Source organism: Rhodanobacter sp. FW106-PBR-R2A-1-15, assembly GCF_058789735.1.
The window spans coordinates 31,099-49,946 of the sequence record NZ_JBYTEM010000013.1 but is presented as its reverse complement, the minus strand read 5'-3'; the positions used below and the strand labels follow the sequence as shown (position 1 = coordinate 49,946).

Genomic DNA, 18,848 nt, shown 5'->3' with positions numbered 1-18,848 from the left:
CATGAGCGGACGCCGCGACCACCACGACGCACATCCACCGACGCGTACCGAGCCCACCCTGGGCGACCTCGGTCGACTGGATGTGCCGCCAGCGCCGGCCGAGGAACCGCTGCCGCCGGTTTCGGTCGAACCGCGCCAGCCGCGCTGGGAGGGTGGCCCGCGGCGGCGCCGGCGGCATCGCCGCGGCTGGGGGATGTGGTTGCTGCTGCTGGCGCTGGCGGCGGTCGGCATGCTGTGGATGAATCAGAACCGCCTGCGCGGCATGCTGCCGCGCACCGACTTCAACACGGTGCTGGCGCAGGCCCAGCAGGCCCTGCAGGACGGCCGTCTGGACGGCCAGAACGGCAGCAGCGCGCGCGAGCTGTTCCAGGCCGCGGCGGCGCTGGAGCCGGACAACGACCGCGCCCGCGACGGCCTGCGTCAGGTCGGTCAGGCCATGCTGGCGCAGGCCGACGCTGCGCTGCAGGCGGGCCAGCTGGCCCAGGCCACGCAGCAGGCGACGGTGGCCCGCGAACTGCTCGGCGGCGGCAGCGACATCGACCGGCTCGACCGTGCGATCGCCGCTGCCCGCGCCGCGCAGGTGCACACGGGGGATCTGGTCGACCAGGCGCAACAGGCGCTGGCCGCCGGCAAGCTGGATGGCCCCGAGGGGGCCGGTGCGCTGTACCAGCGCGTGCTGCGCGCCGACCCCGGCAACGCGGTGGCCGCGCACGGGCTCGACCAGGTCGGCAACGCGCTGGCGGTGCAGGCGCGCGCGGCACTGGACGCGAAGGACGGCGCCACGGCCGACGCGCGCATCGAACAACTGGCCACGCTGCAGCCGAACAACGGCGCGCTGCCGGCGCTGCGCGCGCTGCAGGCGCAGACCCGCAAGCAGGACAGCAGCGCGCTGGAGTCGGCGCTCGCTGCCGGCCAGGAGGCGCTGCGCGCCGGCCGCATCGTCGGCAGCGGCGAGGACACCGCGCTGGCCCGGTTCCAGGCCGCGCTGAAGCTCGATCCGGACAACGCCCAGGCGCGCGACGGCCTCGGCCGGGTGGCGCAGGCGCTGACCGTGCAGGCCAGTGCCGCGCTCGACGGCGGCGACACCGCGCAGGCGGCGAAGCTGCTCGAGCAGGCGGCCGAACTGGCGCCGCGCTCGGCCGACCTTGCCGCGGCGCGGGCACGGCTGGACAAGGCATCCGCGCCGACACCGCCGCCGGCGCGTCCCGCGGCAGCGGACCAGGCGTCGACGCCGGTGGCCCCGCTGGCCGCGCCGGCCGTGTCGCCGCAGCAGCACGAAGCAGTGGCGCTGCTGGTGCAGCGCGCACAGCTGGCGGCGAGCAACGGCAACATCCTGATGCCGCCAGGCGACAGTGCCTACGACCTGTACCGCAGCGCGCTGGCGATCGACGGCAACGACGCGGCGGCGCTGCACGGCCTGCAGGCCCTGCCCGGGCGGGTCGAGGGCCAATTCAACCAGGCGCTTGCCGCCGGCGACCTGGGCAAGGCCGGCGACCTGCTGGCGAGCTTCGCCGAACTGGCGCCGGGCAACGCCGCGCAGGGCGCACTGGGCAACCGGCTGGCCGGCGCCTGGCTCGACCAGGCCGAGCAGCAACTGGCGCATGGCGACCGCAGCGGTGCCGACCAGTCACTGCAGCGCGCGCGCAAGCTGGCCCCGGCCAACCCGCGCGTGCTCGACCTGGACGTCCGCCTGCGGCGTGGCGGGTGAGCGCCGCATGACGGTACTGGTGTTCGGCGCCAGCAGCCAGATCGGCCACTTCCTGTTGCCGCGCCTGCTCGCCAGCGGCGAGGCGGTGCTCGCGCTGAGCCGGCAGCCGCGGTCCACGCAGGCCGGAGTGACCTGGCTGCAGGGCACGCTGCCGGACTGTGTGCCGGTGGTGCCGCCGCTGTCGGCGATCATCAGTTTCGGCCCGCTGCAGGGACTGGCTGACTGGCTGGCGCAGGCCAGCATGGCCGATGCGGCGCGGGTGATCGCCACCAGTTCGATGAGCGCCGAAAGCAAACGCGATTCCAGCGTGCCGGCCGAACGCGCCCTCGCGCGCCAGCTGCGCGACGGCGAGGCCGCGCTGGCCGCTGCCTGCGAGCGGCACGGCTGTGCCTGGACCGTGCTGCGGCCCACCCTGGTCTACGGCGCCGGCCTGGACAAGAGCCTCAGCCCGATCGCCCGCCGCGCGATGCGACTGCGGCTGTTTCCGCTGCCGTCCGGACGCGGCTTGCGCCAGCCGGTACATGCCGACGACATCGCGCAGGCGGTGCTGGCCGCGCTGGAATGCCCGGCGGCGGCCGGGCGGATCCTGCCGATCGGCGGCGGCGAGCGGCTGCGTGCCGGCGAGATGTTTGCGCGGGTGCGTGGCAGCCTGCCGGGAGCCACCGTGCCCTTGCCGCTGCCGGCCTGGCTGCTGCGGCTGGGCCAGCGCGCGCTGCCGCCGCTGCGCGGTCCGTTGAGCCGGCTGGACAGCGACCTGGTCGCCGACAACGGCGAATTGCAACACCTGCTCGGCATCCGTCCGCGCCCGTTCCGCCCAGACGCCGCGATGTGGGTACCCCCCGTGTAGGAGCGCACCCTGTGCGCGATGCTCTTTCGCCACGTGACGAAGAGCATCGTGCACAGGGTGCGCTCCTACCGGTTCCCCGATGCCTTGTTGCCCGTATTCGGCCATAAAACCGCCCGCCGCGTTCATATGCCCGCCGGGTAGCAGGCCCTATGATCCAACCATTCGATAGCCGGATTTCCCCGCGTTGGCCTTCTTGACCCGTACTCGCGCGTTGGCACGCCGCAGCTGGCCGTGGTTGCGCATCCCGTTCTGGATCGGCATGGGCCTGCTGTTCGGCTTCGTGCTGCCGTACACGCTGGTGCTGAACAAGCGGGTGCAGGACCGTTTCAACGAGCTGGTGTTCGCGGTGCCCACCCGGGTCTACGCGCGGCCGCTGCCGCTGGCGGCCGACACGCCGATGACCAGCGCAGCGCTGGAACTGGAGCTGACCTTCGCCGGCTACAGCAACGACGGCAAGGGTCAGGTTGCCGGCAGCTGGGTGAAGCAGGGTGCGCGCTACACCATCGCCTCGCGCGGCTACGCCGGGCCGGACGGCGGCGAGCTGCCCAAGCGCATCCGCGTCACGCTGGGTCAGGGCGTGGTGCAGTCGGTGCAGGACGCGGCCAGCGGCAAGCCGATCGAGCTGGCCCACCTGGACCCGGCGCGCATCGCCACGCTGTACGGCGCCAGCCAGGAAGAGCGCCGCTTCGTGCGCCTGGCCGACGTGCCGCCGCTGCTGGTCAGCGGCCTGCAGGCGGTCGAGGACCGCGACTTCAACCACCATATCGGCATCGACGTCAGCGCGATCGCGCGCGCCGCGTTCGCCAACCTGCGCGCCGGGCACACCGTGCAGGGCGGCTCCACGCTGACCCAGCAGCTGGTGCGCAACCTGTTCCTCAGCCGCGAGCAGAACTTCACGCGCAAGATCAACGAGGCGCTGATGGCGCTGCTGCTGGAGGCGCACTACAGCAAGGGACGCATCCTCGAGGCCTACGTCAACGACGTCTTCCTCGGCCAGCAGGGCGGCCAGGCGGTGCACGGTTTCGCGGCGGCGTCGGAGTTCTACTTCGGGCGCCGGCTGGAAGACCTGCGGCCGCAGGAGATCGCGTTGCTGGTGGGCATGGTGAAGGGGCCGAGCTACTACGACCCGCGCCGCTCGCCGCAACGCGCGCTGGCCCGGCGCAACCTGGTGCTGCAGGAATTCTTCGATACCAACCTGATCGGCGCCGGGCAGCTCAATACCGCGCAGGCCGCGCCGCTGGACATCGTCAAGAACGGCCAGCTGCCGCACAACCGCTTCCCCGCCTTCATGGACCTGGTGCGCAAGCAGATCACCGCCGACTTCGACGAGCAGGCGCTGCGTGAGGGCAAGCTGTCGATCTTCACCACGCTGGATCCGGCCGCCCAGCTGTACGCCGAGCGGGCGATCACCGACAGCCTGAAGGGTCTGGGCAAGCGCGGCGACGGGGTGCAGGCGGCGGCGGTGGTGACCAGCGCGCAGACCGGCAGCGTGCTGGCCGTGGTCGGCAGCAGGACGCCGGGTGAGCAGGGCTTCAACCGCGCACTCGACGCGCGCCGGCCGATCGGCTCGACCATCAAGCCGTTCGTCTACCTGGTGGCGCTGACCCAGCCGCAGCGCTGGAACCTGGCCAGCCTGATGGACGATGGCCCGGTCAGCATGCGCCAGCCCGACGGCAGCTACTGGACGCCGCAGAACGACGACCACCGCAGCCACGACCCGCTGATCATGGTCGATGCGCTGGCGCACTCGTGGAACCTGGCCACCATCCACCTCGGGCTGCAGGTCGGGTTGCCGCGCATCCAGGCGTTCCTGAAATCGTTCGGCATCGGCGACATCAACCCCAGTCCGTCGCTGCTGATCGGCGCGCAGGACCTGGCGCCGCTGCAGCTGACCCAGCTGTACCAGTACCTCGCCGCCGACGGCCATGCGCTGCCGCTGGTGGCGGTGCGCGGCGTGCTCGACGGCAACGGCCGCACGATCAAGCGCTATCAGGTGCAGGGTGGCCCCGGCGAGTACCGGGACGCGGTGCGGCTGACCACCTGGGCGATGCAGCAGGTGGCCGAGTACGGCACCGCCAGCGCGCTCGGCAACTCCGCGCTGGCCTCGCTGCACGCCGCCGGCAAGACCGGCACCAGCAACGACATGCGCGACAGCTGGTTCGCCGGTTTCACCGGCGAGCATCTGGCGGTGTTCTGGATGGGTCGCGACGACAACAAGCCGACCACCCTGTTCGGCGCCAGCGGCGGCCTGCGCGCCTGGCGTGAGCTGTTCGCCAGGCTGCCGACCCGGCCCTTGTCGGCCGCGCCCGGCGAAGGGCTGGAGATGGCCTGGATCAACCCGTCCAGCGGCCGGCGCACCGAACCGCAGTGCGCGGGCGCGCAGCAGGTGCCGGTGATCGCCGGCACCGTGTCGGCCGACGCCGAAGGCTGTTTCTGGCAGGGCATCCAGAGCCTGTTCGGCGGCAGCAACGGCCCGCCGCCCGCTGCCGCCGGCGCCGCCTCCACCGCACCCGACTTACCGAACGGAAATTGATCATGCAATACCTGGGCAAAGCTTCTTCCCTGTTGTTGGTCGCCGGCCTGCTGGCCGGCTGCGGCATGTTCGCCACCACGCCGCCGCTGGAAACGCGCCCGTCGGCGCCGGCCCATGACCAGGTGGCCGCGATCCGCGCCGCCGGCGACCGCGAGAAGTCGGTCATCGACGTGAACCCGTTGCGCGATCCGGGCATCAGCTCGCTGCAGGACACCGCCCGACGCGACGAGCAGGCCGGCAAGTACGTCGACGCCGCAGCCACGCTGGACCAGGCGCTGAAGCTCAACCCGGAGTCGCCCGACCTGCTGCAGGAGCGTGCGGAAGTGGCGGTGCGGCTGAAGGACTTCTCCGCTGCCGAGAGGCTCGCCCACAAGTCGTGGTCGCTCGGCCCCAGGCTGGGCCCGCTGTGCGCACGCAACTGGCAGACCATCGTGGAGATGCGCCTGCAGGCGCGCGACGCGGCCGGCGCCGACACCGCGCGCAAGTGGGTGGCGCAGTGCCACAAGCCGGGCATCCCGCGCTATTGAGTTTGTCGTGCGCGGACCCCGCGCAGTCGGCGGGCGTCAGAACAGCGCCACCAGCACCAGCACGATGCCCGCGATGCTCGCCGCCCAGATCAGCGTGCGCAGGTACGGGATGCCGGCGGCGTAGGCCGGCACGTAGGCCACGCGCGCCCAGAAGTAGAGCTGGGCGCCGAGTTCGGTGAAGTGGTCGTGGCGCTGCAGCAGCTGCGCAGCGAGCACCACGGCGACGAAGAACGGAAAGGTCTCGAGAAAATTCGCGCTGGCACGCTGCAGGCGGCCGCCCACGCCGCTGAGCGGCGGCCTCACTTCGTCGCGGGGACTCGCGGCCCAGCCCAGTCCGCGCTGGGCGACCGTGCAGGTGGCGGCAAGCGCGACCTGCAGCAGACCCAGCACCACGCTCCACATCAGCATGCACAGTTCGGTCGTCATCGCGCTACTCCCCTGCGGTAGTGGTGCGCCATGGTGGGGCATGCACGCGGCGGCCGCCAGTGGCCGCCGCAACTGCCTGGTTGTCGGGTTGATGCGCCGGCGACGGCGGAGGTTCCCGCCGCCGTTTTGTCCCGCGCGGCCGCTCCGCCATACTTGGCGGATGGACGCCCTCGAAGACACCGAGTCCGACGACGTCGGCGCCCTGCTCGGTGCCGAGGGGCCGTTCGCGCGCGAGCTGCCGGATTTCGCGCCGCGGCTGGCGCAACAGGCGATGGCGCGGGCGGTGCAGCAGGCCATCGCCGGGCGCGACACGCTGATCGCCGAGGCCGGCACCGGCACCGGCAAGACCTACGCCTACCTGGTGCCGGCGCTGCTCTCGGGCGAGCGCGTGATCATCTCCACCGGCACCAAGGCGCTGCAGGATCAGCTGTATTTCCGCGACCTGCCGAAGGTGCGCTCGGTGCTGGGCGCACGCTTGAAGACGGCGCTGCTGAAAGGCCGCGCGAACTACCTGTGCCTGTACCGGCTCGACCAGACCGTGCGCGATGGCGGCAGCCTGGAGCGCACGCAGGCGGCGCAGCTGGCGACGATCCGCGCCTGGTCCGCGCGTACCCGCCGCGGCGACCGCATGGAGCTGGCCGAGGTGCCGGAGGAATCGCCGCTGTGGCCGCGGGTCACCTCCACCGCGGAAAACTGCCTCGGCGTGGAGTGCCCGTTCTACGACGACTGCCACGTGTTCAAGGCGCGTCGCGGGGCGATGGAGGCCGACGTGGTCGTGGTCAACCATCACCTGCTGTTCGCCGACCTGGCGCTGAAGCAGGAAGGCTTCGGCGAGATCCTTCCGGGCGCGGCGGCCTTCATCCTCGACGAGGCGCACCAGATCCCCGAACTGGCCGGGCAGTTCTTCTCGCAGAGTCTCAGTGCGCGCCAGCTCACCGACATGGCGCAGGACACGCTGGCCGAATGCAGCGGCGTCACTGGTGCGATCGGCCTGCTGCTGGAACCGGTCGAGGCCTTGCAGGATGCGTTGCGCAAGCTGCGCCTGGCGATGGAGCCGCTGCCCGCGCGCGGCGCGTTCGCCCTGCTGGAGGATCGCACCGAGGTACGCGCGGCTCTGCACGAGCTGGGCGAGCTGCTGGCCACGCTGGCCGAACTGCTGGCCTCGCAGGCCGAGCGCTCGCGCGGCTTCGCCAACCTGCACGAGCGCGCCGGGCTGTTCGCCGAACGGCTGCAGCGCATCGTCGAAACGCACGGCGACCAGGACGTACGCTGGTACGAAACCTTTCCACGCGGCTTCGCGCTGTATGCCACGCCGCTGGATCTCGCCGCGCCGATGCGCGGCCTGCGCGAACGCACCCAGGCGGCGTGGGTGCACACCTCGGCCACGCTGTCGGTGGCCGGCAACTTCGACCATTTCGCGCGCCAGCTCGGCTTGGACGAGCCGCAGACGCTGAGCCTGGACAGTCCGTTCGACTACGCACGCCAGGCATTGTGCTACCTGCCGTCGGGCTTGCCCGACCCGAATGCGCGCGACTACACCGACAAGGTGGTCGAAACGGTGCTGCCGGTGCTGCATGCCTCCAGCGGCCGCGCGTTCCTGCTGTTCACCTCGCACCGCGCGCTACGCCGCGCCGCCGAGCTGCTGCAGGACAAGGTACCGTGGCCGCTGTTCGTGCAGGGCAGCGCGCCACGGCCGCGGCTGCTGGAAGAGTTCCGCGCCAGTGGCCATGGCGTGCTGCTTGGCGCGGCAAGTTTCTGGGAAGGCGTCGACGTGGTCGGCGAGGCGCTCAGCGTGGTGGTGATCGACAAGCTGCCGTTCGCCGCACCCGACGATCCGGTGCTGATGGCGCGCCTCGCCGCGCTGGAACAGTCCGGCATCAATCCCTTCATGGGCTGGCAGGTGCCCAGCGCGGTGATCGCACTGAAGCAGGGCGCCGGCCGGCTGATCCGCAGCATGCACGACCGCGGCGTGCTGGTGCTGTGCGACCCGCGGCTCACCACCAAGGGCTACGGCAAGCTGTTCCTCGCCAGCGTCCCGCCGATGCCGCGCACGCGCGACTTGGCGGACGTGCAAGCCTTCTTCGACGATGCGGGGGAAAACCCGTAGGAGCCCGCTGGCGGGCGGTGCCTTGAGGGCCGGGATTCGGGATTCGGGATTCGCCGAAGCAAAAGCGTCGAGCTGCGACAGGCCTTGGCTCGCGCGCAACTGGCTCAGGCTGCCGCGACCTCGACCGTCACGTGCACCAGTTCCTCGTGGATGGCCAGCTGCCGGCGCACATCCTCGGCGCTGATGGCCGTGCTGGCCACCAGTCCAAGAATGCAGGCGTAGCTGTCGCGGCCGACGCGCCACACGTGCAGATCGCTGATGGCCGCCGTGGCGAACTTTTCCCGCACCACGTCGCGGATCTCCTCGACCACCGGCTGATCCATTTCGGCATCCAGCAGGATCCTGCCGGATTCGCGCAACAGCCCCCAGGCCCAGCGCGCCACCAGCACCGAACCGACGATGCCCATCGCCGGGTCCAGCCACGCGGCGCCGTAGAGCTTGCCGCCGACCAGCGCGACGATGGCGAGCACCGAGGTCGCCGCATCCGCGACGACGTGCAGGTAGGCCGCGCGCAGGTTCATGTCGTGATGGCGACCGTTGTGTCCGTGGGCGTGGTCGTGCCCATGGTCGTGTCCATGCGCATGCCCGTGATGGTGTTCGCCCTTCAGCAGCCACGCGCACAGCAGGTTGACACCCAGGCCGAGCACCGCGATCAGGATGGCATCGTCGTAGCGGATCGCCGCAGGCACGAACAGCCGTTCCAGCGACTGCACCATCATCAGTGCGGCGACCACCGCCAGCAGCAGGGCGCTGCTGTAGCCGCCGAGGATCTCGATCTTCCACGTGCCGAACGCGAAGCGGCCGTCCTGTGCGTAGCGCCGGGCGAACACATAGGCCATCACCGAAAGGCCCATCGCCAGGGCGTGCGAGCTCATGTGCCAGCCGTCGGCCAGCAGGGCCATCGAGTTCAGCCAGTAGCCGCCGGCGATCTCCACCACCATCATCGCCGCCGTGATGAACACCACGCGCCGGGTATTGCGCTCCGCCTTCGCGTCGACGTGGTTGAACTGGTGGCTGTGGATGAAGGCTGAGACGTCGGGGGCGGGCATGGCGGAGTTCCGTGGTTATATACTCCCCCATAGTATATGACCGGCAGGCCGTTGCCATGTCCCACGTGCAGGAAAACCGCAAGAAACTGGTCGCCCGGGTACGCCGCATCGGCGGCCAGCTGGCTTCGCTCGAACGCGCCATCGACGGCAACGAGGAATGCGGCGCGGTGCTGCAGCAGCTGGCCGCCGTGCGCGGCGCGGTCAACGGCCTGATCCTGCAGGTGATGGAAGGCCACCTGCGTTCGCACGTGGCCGACACCGGCAACGCGAAGCAGCAGGACGAGCTGCTGCCGGTGCTCGGCGTGCTGAGGAGCTACCTCAAGTAGCGGAGGCCAAGGTGCTCAAAGTGAAGAGTGGTCGATCGCCTTCGGCGGCCGAGTCACTCTCTCCATGCGTGCTTAAAGAGAAGGAGCAGGTAGGGTTCACTATAGTCAGGCGGGAAGTGGACCTTGAAACCGCCCCTTGTTATCGCGGATCGCCTGCTGGAAGCCCAGGCACCAACCCGGAAGACGACGCATGTCCGTTGAACGAGGCGACCACCCCGGCAACTGGTTCCGGGCTGGCGGACAGAACTATGCGAGGTTCCGCCCGGAATACCCGCCCGCGCTGGCCGCCTTTCTGGCGAGTGCCTCGCCCGACACCCGCTTCGCTGTCGATGTCGGCTGCGGCTCCGGCCAGTTGGCGGCACAGCTGGGCGCGTATTTCGACAGCGTGCTCGGCCTTGACCCCAGCGCCGACCAGATCGTGCATGCGCCCGTCACCGAACGCGTGCGGTATGCCCAGGCGCCCGCCGAACACCTGCCGGTGCCGGACCGCAGCGCGAGTCTGGTGGCGGCCGCGCAGGCCGCGCACTGGTTCGACCTTCCCGCGTTCTATGCCGAAGTCAGGCGCATCGCCCGGGAGGGTGCCTTGCTGGCGCTCATCAGTTATGGCGTGCCGAAGCTGGACGAAGCACTGGACGAGCACTTCCTGCACTTTTATCGGGACGAAATCGGTCCGTTCTGGCCACCGGAACGGCAGATGGTCGACCGTGGCTACGCGGACCTCGATTTTCCTTTCGCGGAGTTCCCGCCGCCCGCAATGGCGATTCGGAAAGCGTGGTCGCTCGCCGAGCTCATGGGCTACATCTCGACCTGGTCGGCCGTGAAACATGCCGTGAAGCAAGGCCACGGCCGGGTGATCGAGTGTTTCGTGACGAATCTGGCCGCACGCTGGGGGGACCCGGCAACGAAACGGCCGGTGACCTGGCCCATCAACATGCGCACCGGAATCGTATGAGTCCGGGCCATGACATCCCCCGCTGGCGTCGGGCCGAGCGGTCAGGCCCGGCAGGTCGTGACCGTTCGCCGGGCGGTGCCGCCATTGGGGCCCGACTGGCCCGGCTTTGCGGGCATGCCGCCAGTCTTTGCCCCCGCACGCTGGTCGGCTTCATCGAACCGACCGGCTCGTCCCTCACCGTCATTCCGGCGAAGGCCGGAATCGCACTTGTAACCAGGCCCATCGCACGCGCGGACGGCGAAGCAAAAAGGGCATCGCCCAACACGATGCTTTGCTGCATCGCTGAGGTGCGATTCCGGCCTTCGCCGGAATGACGATTGGAAGGGTGTTCGAAATCCTGGAGCCGCGGGCCTCTAAAAGTATTCCGGATGGCAGTGAGCGGAAACCGGGATCCAGCGTCTTGACCACGTTCAGCCAGGCAAGCCGTTCGCACCTGGCGTGGCTTGCGATGGCAAGCGAAGTCGAAGCACCCGCCAGCGATCGCGCTTCGACTTTCGGCCCTTCCGGGCCTGCGTCAGGGCGAACGGTGGGCCAGATCCCACCATGCTCCGTGGTCAATCGAGCGCGTGGCCGATAGTCCACCCCGGCACCGCCAACGCCTCCACCAGAAAATCCACCAACCGCCGCGTCTTGATCGGCAGGTGCTTGCGTGAGGGATACACCGCATGGATGCCGAGCGTCATCGCGTGGTACGTCGGCATCAGTTCGACCAGGTCGCCGCGGCGCAGGTCGTCGGCGACGATGAAATCCGGCTGCAGGATGATGCCCTGGTGCTCCAGCGCGGCGGCGCGGCAGGTGTCGCCGTTGTTGGCATGGATGCGGGTGCGGGTGCGCACGACGGCGGGGCTGCCGTCGGGTGCGGTGAAGGTCCATTCGTCCCTGGCGGCGAAGTAGCTGTAGGAGATGACTTCGTGCTGCGCCAGTTCCTGTGGCTGCTGCGGTGTGCCGTGCTGCGCCAGGTAGGACGGTGACGCGCAGGCGATCATGCGCGTCGAGGCGAGTTGCCGGCTGACCAGCTGCGAGCTGGGCAGATTGGTGATGCGCACCGCCAGGTCGTAACCCTCCTCGACCAGGTCGACGACGCGATCGCTCAGTTCGATGTCCAGCGACACTTTCGGGTACAGCTGCGCGAAGCGCGGCCACAGCGGGGCCAGCTGCAGCACGCCGAAGCTGAGTGGCGCATTGATGCGCAGCCGCCCGCTGGGCTCGCCGCTGCGCGAGCTGATTTCCGATTCCGCCTCGTCGATCGCGGCGAGCATTTCTTTCGCGCGGGCGAAGAACAGCTGGCCATCGTCGGTCAGCGACAGCCGCCGCGTGGTTCGCTGCAGCAGGCGGGCGCCCAGGCGCTGTTCGAGCTCGGCGACGTGGCGCGACACGGCCGCCTTGGACAGCCCGGTCGCCTCCGCGGCGCCGACGAAGCTGCCGGCCTCGACCACGGCGACGAAGCTGGCCATCTCCTGGAATTTGTCCACGACGGTATCCTTTGTCTCTATTTACGAAACAATAAGTCAATCAAAGGCTAATTTATCAACGCATAATTGATCAATAGAGTACTCCCCATGCCCGGATGCTCCGGGCGCCCCACGGAGACTTCCATGAACATCACCCTGATCGGCACCGGCAACATGGGCTCGGCCCTTGCTAGGCAACTCACCCGCGCCGGCCACGCCGTGCGCATCACCGCCCGCGACCTCGTCAAGGCGCAGGCGCTGGCTGCCGCCAACCCCGGCGCCGTGGCCGCGGCCCCCGCCGAGGCGCTGGCCGGTTCGGACGTCGTTATCGTTGCCACCGGTTATGCCGACGCGGTGCCGGCGCTGCGCTCGCTGGGTTCGCTGGCGGGCAAGGTGGTCATCGACATCACCAATCCGCTGACCGCCGACTACATGGGCCTCACCCTCGGCTACGACACCTCGGCCGCCGAGGAGATCGCCAAGGCCGTGCCCGAAGCCGAGGTGGTCAAGGCGTTCAACACGCTGTTCGCCCAGGTGCTGGCCGACGGCCCGCGGTTTGCCGATGGCCAGATCGCCCCGGCGTTCTTCGCCGGCGACAGCGAGCGGGCGAAGCAGACCGCGAAGGCGCTGATCGAAAGCCTCGGCTTCACGGCGGTCGACGCCGGCCCGCTGAAGAACGCGCGCTACCTCGAACCGCTGGCCGCACTGAACATCTACCTCGGCTACGGCGCCGGCCTTGGCACGTCGATCGCGCCGACCTGGATCAGCAAGGCCTGACGCGCCTCGCGTCGACCATTCTTCCCCACTTTGCAAGGAGTCCACATGAACGCTTCACTGACATTGTTCGGCCGCGTCGGCCTCTCGCTCATCTTCATCATTTCCGGCTGGGGCAAGATCGCCGCTTACGCCGGCACCCAACAATACATGGCATCCGCCGGTTTGCCGGGCAGCCTGCTGCCGCTGGTGATCGCGCTGGAACTCGGCGGCGGCCTGGCCATCCTCACCGGTGCCTTCACGCGCTGGATCGCGCTGGCGCTCGCCGCGTTCTCGCTGGCCAGTGCGGCACTGTTCCACGCCCACCTCGGCGACGCCGCGCAGGCGATCAACTTCTGGAAGAACGTGGCGATGGCCGGCGGCTTCCTGATGCTCGCCGCCCAGGGTGCCGGTACGCTCAGCCTCGACCATCTGTGGAACAAGCGCCGCACCGCCTGACTTCCAACCTGCCGTTCAACGCAGCGGGCGCAGCAGCGCCCGCTGCCCTTTTCAGGAATCGTCATGACCGCTCCCTCGATCTTCATCTCCCATGGCTCGCCGATGTTCGCGCTGGAACCGGGCGTGCTCGGCCCGAACCTGCGCGCCGTCGGCCAGTCGCTGCGTGGCGTCAGCGCCGTGCTGGTGGTGTCGCCGCACTGGCAGACGCGGGGCGTGCGCGTCGGCTCCAGCAATGCGCCGGAGACGATCCACGACTTCGGTGGCTTCCCGCCGCCGCTGTATCAACTGCGGTACCCCGCGCCGGGTGCGCCGACGTTGGCGCAGGACGCCGCGCAGCTGCTCGCGCAGGCGGGCTTCGACGTCGCGCTCGACGAACGCCGTGGCCTCGACCACGGCGCCTGGGTGCCGCTGCGCTACCTGTTCCCGGGCGCCGACGTGCCGGTGTTCCAGGTGTCGCTGCCGCAGAGCATCGATGCCGCCGGCGCATTGCGGCTGGGCCAGGCGCTGGCGCCGCTGCGCGAGCGCGGCGTGCTGGTGGTCGGTTCGGGCAGCCTGACCCACAACCTGTACGAATTCCGCCAGGCCATCCGCAACCCGGAGTACGCGCAGGAGTTCGTCGACTGGGTTCGCGATGCGGTGGCCGCGCGCGACGTCGAGGCGCTGGTCGACTACCGCCGCCGCGCGCCGCATGCCGAGCGTGCGCATCCGACCGAGGAACACTACCTGCCACTGTTGGTGGCCATGGGCGCAAGCGCCGGCACGGATGCGGCGCGGCTGGTCGAAGGCGGCATGACCTACGGCGTGCTGTCGATGGATTCGTTCGCGTTCGGCCTGCCGGACGCGGCTGCCGCCTCACTGGAGCCTGCCGCATGAAGACCTTGTCATCGCTGTCGGTCGATCCCGCCTTCGCGCTGGCGTTCCGCACGCTGCAACCGCCGCCGCAGAAGCCGGCGTCGCTGCTGGTACTGCTGCACGGCGTTGGCGGCAACGAGAGCAACCTGGCCGCACTCGGCGCCGACGCCGGCAGCGACACGCTGGTGGTGCTGCCGCGCGGCCCGATCGCGCTGGGGCCGCAGGCGTTCGGCTGGTTCCGCGTCGCCTTCACCGGCCAGGGGCCGCAGATCGTCGCAAGCGAGGCCGACGCCAGCCGCCGCGCGCTGATCGACTTCATCGGACAACTGCAGCAGGCGCACGGCATCGACGCGGCGCATACCGTCGTTGCCGGCTTCAGCCAGGGCGGCATCCTCAGCGCCAGCGTGGCGTTGACCGCGCCCGAGCGCGTGGCCGGGTTCGCCGTGCTGGCCGGCCGGATCCTGCCGGAACTCGAACCGCAGCTTGCCGATACGCCGCGCCTGGCCACGCTGCGTGGCTACGTTGCGCATGGTACGTACGACGACAAGCTGCCGGTGAGCTGGGCGCAGCGGGCCGGCGACTGGCTCGCTCGCCTCGGTGTCGCGCACGAGACGAAGCTCTACCCGACCGGGCACGAACTGGGCGCGGCGATGCGCACCGATTTTCTCGCCTGGCTGGCCCGCGGCGACCAGCGCTGGAACCGGCCCGGCGCAGGGCGATAAGTCGGGGCGGGCGGGAACGCCCGCCATCCCGCATGGCGACACACACGATGCGCGGACAGGCCATGGTCGCCCGACTGCCTGCGTTTCGCCCGCGTTTGCCCGCTGCCGTGCCGCGGGCGCTGCTGTGATCGGCACTCCGGATCCAAGGGAGGGCTGCGAACATGGGCAAGTGGACACAGAGCGTGACCGCCAAGGTGCTGGGCATCGGCGTGCTGGCGTTGCTGATGACGATACCGTTGATGCAGGTGCGCGGCCTGGTCAGCGAGCGCCAGCAGTTGCGCGAGGGAGCGATCGCGCAGATTGCGCAGGGTTGGGGCGGCCGGCAGGTGTTGGGCGGCCCCGTGCTGGTGGTGCCGACACTGCGCCAGGTGGCGCCGGAAGGGCTGGCGACGGCGGCGCGCTGGCAGGCGGGTAACGAGAGCGTGCTGGCCGACACGTTGAAGCTGGACGTGGCGATGGCGGTGGACACGCGCAGCTATGGCATCTACGCGGCGCCGGTGTTCGTCGCCACGGTGAAGCTCGGTGCGCAGTTCCGCACGCAGGACATCGCCCAGTATCGCCGCGCCAGCAATGCGACGTGGCAGGGCGGCAAGGCCGAGCTGCGGCTGCCGATCGCTGATCTGCGTGGCCTGCAGGAGGTCACCGAGCTGCGCATCAACGGTCAGCCGGCACGCTTCGAATCGTCGGCCGATCGACTCGGCAGCTGGCCGAACGTGGTGGTGCCGATCGACCTGGATACGCTGGGCGAGCAGCCGATCGACGTGCAGGTCGGCCTGAAGCTGGCCGGCACCGAGGCGCTGCAACTGCTGCCGCTGGGGCGCAGCACCGACGTGACGATGCGCGCGCCGTGGCGCGATCCCAGCTTCGTCGGCGCGGCGCTGCCGCTGGAGCGCAGCATCAACGGCCACGGCTTCAGCGCGCACTGGCATCTGCTCGACCTCAACCGCAGCTACGGCCAGCACTGGAGCGATGATGACGGCATGAAGCAGGCGCTGCAGGCCTCGACCTTTGGCGTGCAGCTGTACCAGCCGGTCGACGTGTACCAGCGCAACGTGCGAGCGGGGAAATACGGGCTGCTGTTCATCGCGATGACCTTCGTAGCGTTCTTCCTGTTCGAGGTGCTCAAGCGGCTGCGCGTGCACCCGGTGCAATACCTGCTGGTCGGCGCGGCGTTGGCCACGTTCTACGTGGTGCTGCTGGCGTTGTCCGAGCAGATCGGTTTCGGCCCGGCATATGCGTTGGCGGCCGTCGCGGTGGCCGTGCTGGTGGGCGGCTACGCGATGGCGGTGTTGCGTGCGCGGCGCGCCGGCCTGTTGCTGGGCGGCGTGCTGGGGCTGATCTACGCGATGCTGTACGGGCTGATCGCGGCCGAGCAGTACGCGCTGTTGATCGGCGCGCTGGTGCTGCTGGCGATGGTGGGCCTGATGATGTATCTGACCCGCCGCATCGACTGGTACGCGAGCATGCCGACGACAGCGGGGTCGACCTCGGCCGAGCCGCCAGCCGCTATCATGGACAAATCATGAACCTGCTCGCGATCGAAACCGCCACCGAAGCCTGCTCCGTCGCCCTGATCCACGGCGACGAGCTGATCGCCCGCAGCGAGATCGCGCCGCGCCGGCACACCGAACTGGTGCTGCCGATGGCCGACGAGCTGCTGGCCGAGGCCGGCATCGGCCGCCGCGCGCTCGACGCCATCGCGGTAGGCCGCGGCCCCGGCGCGTTCACCGGCGTGCGCCTTGCGGTGTCGCTGGCGCAGGGCATGGCGCTGGCGCTGGACCTGCCGGTGGTCACCGTCTCCTCGCTGGCCGCGCTGGCGCTGGAAGCGCCGGAAGAAGAGGGCACCGCGATCCTGGCCGTGATCGACGCTCGCATGGGCGAGATCTACGCCGCCTGCTACCGCCGCGATGGCGCGGACGGCCTGCTCGCGCTGGACGACGAGCGCATCTGCACGGCGGAGACACTGGTGTTGCCCGAAGCCCGCGCCTGGCAGGTCGTCGGCAGTGGCTGGGCCACCTACGCCACCGCGTTGTCGCAGCGCCTCACCGGCCCCCTGCGTTCCGCCGACGGCCTGCGCTATCCGCAGGCCGTGCACGTGGCCGAACTCGCTGTCCGCGAATTCAAGGCCGGCCGCGCACTGCCGCCCGAACAGGCCCTGCCGGTTTACCTGCGCGACAAGGTGGCGTTGACGCTGGTGGAGCAGGGGAAGGCTTGAGCTGTTGGCCCCTGCCGCGCAGGGGAGTTGGATGTTTTCGTAAGGGCGGTTGGTGTCGTATCAACACGTCATAATGATTGCAGTCAAGGGAACATCGCCGTCAGTCTCATTGGAAATTTTGATGCCACCTAATATTCAGGAACCCGGAAAAGAGAGTTTTAGCAATTTTCGTACGGGCATCTTCTTGTTGCTGCTTATGGTGGTCGGTGGCCCCGTATGTTTGATTTTTCTCACATGGCAGACTGATATAAGTCTTTATCCGAATGTCGAGAAATTTGTTGTTTATCCATTGGGCATCGCGGCAGGTATCTTTGGTGGATGGCGTTGTTGGCTCAATTTCCGAGCGAAGGATTACAAATATCGATCGAAAGACGGAACAATCGTGCAAGTCGATCCTATACAAGCCTTCGTTTCGATGATCCTGATGGCTTGCCTTGTAACTCTGATTTTTGGTTTTTTTGTCCGCGGCATGTTGCGCACGGCGATTGCATTTATACCAAGCACCTCGAAAACATTTGATGTCACAATCGAAGAGGTGGGCTATAGCAGAGGATGCAAACAAGTTATTAGTTATGTCGATGTACTTACTTCACAGACGGTCACGCTTTGCGAGTCTTTTGGAGAGCGGCGCGTTGGCGAAGTTGCAACCGTCAAAGAGTCCGTGGGATTGCTAGGGACAAAGCTGGTGCGAATCAAGTTCGATGGACAAAAGTGACGGGCATCCGAAGGCGCATGTTTCGTAGTCGGTAAATGAGAGCTGTTGGATAGCGAGATCTCACAGCCGGCCGATCACTAACTGCACCATCAAGCTGCTCACCGCCACTGCAATCCACACGCCCAGCCCCAGCAGAATCGGCCGTGCGCCGCTGGCGATCATCTTGCGCAGGTTGGCGGACAGGCCTATGGCGGTGAGCGCCACGATGATCAGGAACTCGGCCACGACGTGCAGCGCGGGCAGGGTCGCGGCGGGGATCAGACCGACGGTGCGCAGTGCCGAGGCCACCAGAAACCACAGGATGAACCACGGGAAGATCCGGCGCAGGCTGAAGTCGGCGGCACTCTTTTTCTTTTCGCGCGCGGCCACCGCGAAGGCCAGCACCAGGCAGATCGGGATGATCAGCGTGGCGCGGGTCAGCTTGACGATGGTGGCGTAGTCGCCGGCCGCGTGGCTGTAGCTGTAGCCGGCGGCGACCACCGACGAGGTGTCGTTGATCGCGGTGCCGGCCCACAGGCCGAAGCCGAGGTCGGACAGCTGCATCAGGTGGCCGAGCGGCGGGAACACCAGCACGGCGATCACGTTGAACAGGAAGATGGTGGAGATCGCGAACGCGGTGTCGTGGTCGTCGGCCTCGATGATCGGCGTCACCGCGGCGATCGCCGAGCCGCCACAGATCGCAGTGCCCACGCCGATCAGCACCTTCAGTTTGTCATGCACGCCCAGCCAGCGGCCCAGCGCCCACGCGCTGACGAAGGCCACGGTCAGCGTCACCAGGGTCACCGACAGCGATTCGAGGCCGGTTTTCGCCACCTGGTCAAGGCTGAGGCCGAAGCCCAGCGCGATGATCGACCACTGCAGCACCTGCTTGCCGGCGAAGGCGATGCCGGGCGTGAAGCGTGCGCCGGGTGAGAGCACGTTGCGCACCGCGATGCCGAGCAGGATACCGATCACCGGGCCGCCGACCAGCGGCAGCCGCCGGCCCAGCCACCAGGCGACGAGTGCGATTGCGACGGCCAGCAGCAGGCCGGCGGCGCGGCTGCGCAGGGTCGGGCGGGCGAGGGCGGCGGCGAGCGGTGTGTTCATGGCCCGAATGCCTTGGGTTGGCGTCACCGCGGCGAAGGCCGGCCCAGTGCTTTCCCGACTTTTGGCCGAGAAGTCGCTGGATGACCAGCTTAGCTGTTGTGAAGCGCTTCCTGCTTGCGC

General features: G+C 69.0%; 18 protein-coding genes. 14 read left to right on the top strand and 4 right to left on the bottom strand.

Features of this window, described 5'->3' with window-relative positions; all coding sequences use genetic code 11:
- Nucleotide 1 precedes the first annotated feature (1 nt).
- From AC3WTD_RS08855 to AC3WTD_RS08840, 4 genes are all read left to right on the top strand, one after another.
- Nucleotides 2–1,708 carry a hypothetical protein gene (locus AC3WTD_RS08855; RefSeq protein ID WP_492613554.1) on the top strand — a complete coding sequence of 569 codons (1,707 nt, stop codon included), beginning with the start codon at nt 2–4 and terminating at the stop codon, nt 1,706–1,708.
- Nucleotides 1,709–1,715: 7 nt separating this feature from the next.
- Complete coding sequence (locus AC3WTD_RS08850) at nt 1,716–2,555, top strand: SDR family oxidoreductase (protein WP_492613553.1); 840 nt, start codon at nt 1,716–1,718, stop codon at nt 2,553–2,555.
- Between the two features lie 184 nt (nt 2,556–2,739).
- Nucleotides 2,740–5,088 carry a penicillin-binding protein 1B gene (gene mrcB / locus AC3WTD_RS08845; RefSeq protein ID WP_492613552.1) on the top strand — a complete coding sequence of 783 codons (2,349 nt, stop codon included), beginning with the start codon at nt 2,740–2,742 and terminating at the stop codon, nt 5,086–5,088.
- Between the two features lie 2 nt (nt 5,089–5,090).
- On the top strand, nt 5,091–5,615 hold the full coding sequence (locus AC3WTD_RS08840) for a tetratricopeptide repeat protein (RefSeq protein WP_492613551.1): 525 nt from the start codon (nt 5,091–5,093) through the stop codon (nt 5,613–5,615).
- A 36-nt stretch (nt 5,616–5,651) separates the two neighbouring features.
- On the opposite strand, the gene AC3WTD_RS08835 is transcribed toward AC3WTD_RS08840, so the two are convergent.
- On the bottom strand, nt 5,652–6,041 hold the full coding sequence (locus tag AC3WTD_RS08835; RefSeq protein WP_492613550.1) for an MAPEG family protein: 390 nt from the start codon (nt 6,039–6,041) through the stop codon (nt 5,652–5,654).
- Between the two features lie 160 nt (nt 6,042–6,201).
- Here AC3WTD_RS08835 and yoaA point away from each other — a divergent pair, with 160 nt between their 5' ends.
- Nucleotides 6,202–8,148 (top strand): DNA repair helicase YoaA, encoded by a 1,947-nt coding sequence (yoaA, locus tag AC3WTD_RS08830; protein WP_492613549.1) that lies wholly within the window; start codon nt 6,202–6,204, stop codon nt 8,146–8,148.
- A 104-nt stretch (nt 8,149–8,252) separates the two neighbouring features.
- On the opposite strand, the gene dmeF is transcribed toward yoaA, so the two are convergent.
- Complete coding sequence (gene dmeF, locus AC3WTD_RS08825) at nt 8,253–9,197, bottom strand: CDF family Co(II)/Ni(II) efflux transporter DmeF (RefSeq protein WP_492613548.1); 945 nt, start codon at nt 9,195–9,197, stop codon at nt 8,253–8,255.
- Between the two features lie 56 nt (nt 9,198–9,253).
- Here dmeF and AC3WTD_RS08820 point away from each other — a divergent pair, with 56 nt between their 5' ends.
- Together AC3WTD_RS08820 and AC3WTD_RS08815 are read left to right on the top strand one after the other, a co-directional pair.
- Nucleotides 9,254–9,523 (top strand): metal/formaldehyde-sensitive transcriptional repressor, encoded by a 270-nt coding sequence (locus AC3WTD_RS08820; RefSeq protein ID WP_027492629.1) that lies wholly within the window; start codon nt 9,254–9,256, stop codon nt 9,521–9,523.
- A gap of 190 nt (nt 9,524–9,713) precedes the next feature.
- Nucleotides 9,714–10,475, top strand: coding sequence for a class I SAM-dependent methyltransferase (locus AC3WTD_RS08815; RefSeq protein ID WP_027492628.1), 762 nt, complete (start codon nt 9,714–9,716; stop codon nt 10,473–10,475).
- 554 nt (nt 10,476–11,029) lie between these two features.
- Here the strand turns inward: AC3WTD_RS08815 and AC3WTD_RS08810 are convergent.
- Complete coding sequence (locus AC3WTD_RS08810) at nt 11,030–11,947, bottom strand: LysR family transcriptional regulator (protein WP_027492627.1); 918 nt, start codon at nt 11,945–11,947, stop codon at nt 11,030–11,032.
- 123 nt (nt 11,948–12,070) lie between these two features.
- Here AC3WTD_RS08810 and AC3WTD_RS08805 point away from each other — a divergent pair, with 123 nt between their 5' ends.
- The 7 genes from AC3WTD_RS08805 to AC3WTD_RS08775 all read left to right on the top strand — a co-directional run bounded on the left by AC3WTD_RS08805 (nt 12,071) and on the right by AC3WTD_RS08775 (nt 17,642).
- Complete coding sequence (locus AC3WTD_RS08805; RefSeq protein WP_027492626.1) at nt 12,071–12,703, top strand: NADPH-dependent F420 reductase; 633 nt, start codon at nt 12,071–12,073, stop codon at nt 12,701–12,703.
- Nucleotides 12,704–12,748: 45 nt separating this feature from the next.
- Entirely contained in the window at nt 12,749–13,138 is a 390-nt protein-coding gene (locus tag AC3WTD_RS08800; RefSeq protein WP_027492625.1) for a DoxX family protein, read from the top strand.
- Between the two features lie 63 nt (nt 13,139–13,201).
- Nucleotides 13,202–14,011 carry a dioxygenase family protein gene (locus AC3WTD_RS08795; RefSeq protein ID WP_027492624.1) on the top strand — a complete coding sequence of 270 codons (810 nt, stop codon included), beginning with the start codon at nt 13,202–13,204 and terminating at the stop codon, nt 14,009–14,011.
- Nucleotides 14,008–14,712: an alpha/beta hydrolase gene (locus AC3WTD_RS08790; RefSeq protein WP_027492623.1), complete on the top strand. Its 705-nt coding sequence runs from the start codon at nt 14,008–14,010 to the stop codon at nt 14,710–14,712. The genes AC3WTD_RS08795 and AC3WTD_RS08790 overlap by 4 nt, the downstream gene beginning before the upstream one ends.
- Before the next feature lie 161 nt (nt 14,713–14,873).
- Entirely contained in the window at nt 14,874–16,238 is a 1,365-nt protein-coding gene (creD, locus tag AC3WTD_RS08785) for a cell envelope integrity protein CreD (RefSeq protein ID WP_027492622.1), read from the top strand.
- On the top strand, nt 16,235–16,927 hold the full coding sequence (gene tsaB, locus AC3WTD_RS08780; RefSeq protein WP_027492621.1) for a tRNA (adenosine(37)-N6)-threonylcarbamoyltransferase complex dimerization subunit type 1 TsaB: 693 nt from the start codon (nt 16,235–16,237) through the stop codon (nt 16,925–16,927). The genes creD and tsaB overlap by 4 nt, the downstream gene beginning before the upstream one ends.
- Nucleotides 16,928–17,048: 121 nt before the next feature.
- On the top strand, nt 17,049–17,642 hold the full coding sequence (locus AC3WTD_RS08775; protein WP_235642381.1) for a hypothetical protein: 594 nt from the start codon (nt 17,049–17,051) through the stop codon (nt 17,640–17,642).
- A gap of 60 nt (nt 17,643–17,702) precedes the next feature.
- On the opposite strand, the gene AC3WTD_RS08770 is transcribed toward AC3WTD_RS08775, so the two are convergent.
- Nucleotides 17,703–18,728 (bottom strand): YeiH family protein, encoded by a 1,026-nt coding sequence (locus AC3WTD_RS08770; RefSeq protein WP_027492620.1) that lies wholly within the window; start codon nt 18,726–18,728, stop codon nt 17,703–17,705.
- Between the last annotated feature and the right edge of the window lie 120 nt (nt 18,729–18,848).